Source organism: Neobacillus sp. PVCKKU3 (genome assembly GCF_058323225.1).
Map to the genome: position 1 here is coordinate 1 of NZ_JBLVQN010000094.1, position 1,497 is coordinate 1,497.

A 1,497-nucleotide genomic window follows, 5' to 3' on the forward strand; every position below is an offset into this window, starting at 1 on the left:
GAAAGATGGATTTATTTATATTGCACATATGGAATGGATGGACTTCAAGAGGCAACTGGATGGAAACGATACTCAAAAGAGGTAAAAACAGCTGCCGTTCTTGATTACCTATCCGGGGCCTATTCTTTGACTGATGTTATACAAAAATATGAAATATCAAGCCACTCAGTGTTGGAAAAGTGGATAAGGAATTATAATGATCATAGAGAATTAAAAGACACGCAAAGGATGAGTAACTCTATGATCAAAGGTCGGTCTACTTCGCTTGAAGAACGTTTGGAAATTGTGATGTATTGTCTTCAGAACGGAAAAAATTATAACCAAGCATCAGAGCACTTTAAAGTCTCATATCAACAGGTGTATCAATGGGTAAAGAAGTATGAGAAAGAAGGAGAAACTGGTCTAAAAGATAATCGAGGTAGAAGTAAGTCAGATCTAGAGTTAACTACCGAGGAAAAGATTCAACGTGAAATGAAGCGGTTGGAGCAGGAAAATGAACGTCTCCGGGCAGAAAATGCATTCTTAAAAAAGTTAGAGGAACTCGAAAGGAGGCGTTTAAAGAAGCGTCCTTAAGCCACACCCGATTTACGGATAAATACGTAGCTATACAGGAACTTCATAAAGAAGAGAACTTTTCTATTGTACTATTATGTGAGATTGCGAGAATTTCACGTGCAGCCTACTATAAGTGGCGCGATCGCTCTCCCTCAGAAAACGAGAAGTTGAATGAAGAAATTTTGAAGGAGATAATCCACCTATATAACAAAGTGGATGGCATATATGGATATCGCCGAATTACAATGAACCTGAATCGTAGCTTACCAAAGGCAATTAACCATAAACGTGTGTATCGATTGATGGGAATTGCCGGACTTCAGGCGATTATTCGACGTAAGCGCAAAAATTATAAGCCTAGTACTCCACAACATGTGGCAGAGAATGTATTAAATAGAGATTTCAACGCAGAGAAGCCAAATGAAAAATGGCTGACTGATGTCACTGAAATGAAGTTTGGAGCATCACAGAAGGCTTATTTAAGTGCGATTTTAGATTTACATGATGGGTCTATAGTAAGCTTTGTATTAGGGACTTCAAATAATAATCCGTTAGTGTTTAAAACCCTTGATCTAGCATTGGAGGCTAACCCAGGTGCCTGCCCTCTTCTACACAGTGACAGGGGATTTCAATACACTTCGCCTGCATTTAAAAGAAAAATTGAAAAGGCAAAAATGGTGCAAAGTATGTCGAGAGTCGGAAGGTGTATTGATAACGGACCAATGGAGGCATTTTGGGGAACCTTAAAATGTGAAAAATATTACCTAAATAAATACAGTACTTTTGAAGAGTTGAAAAAAGACATTGAGGATTACATAAACTTTTATAATCATGAAAGATTACAAAGAAGATTAAACGGCCTTAGCCCCCTTGAATACAGAGCTAAAGCCGCTTAAAATCGTTTTTTTATTTCCACTGTCTACTTGACAGGGGGCAGTTCAA

Annotated in this window: 2 protein-coding genes; both read left to right on the forward strand. The window is 38.0% G+C overall.

The features are described 5' to 3' along the window. On the forward strand, positions 1-573 hold a 573-nt coding region (locus ACNQGS_RS28895; protein ID WP_491490387.1), incomplete at its 5' end, for a transposase. Positions 574-605: 32 nt separating this feature from the next. Further along, positions 606-1,451, forward strand: a complete 846-nt coding sequence (locus ACNQGS_RS28900) for an IS3 family transposase (protein WP_491490388.1) — start codon at positions 606-608, stop codon at positions 1,449-1,451. Positions 1,452-1,497 lie beyond the last annotated feature (46 nt).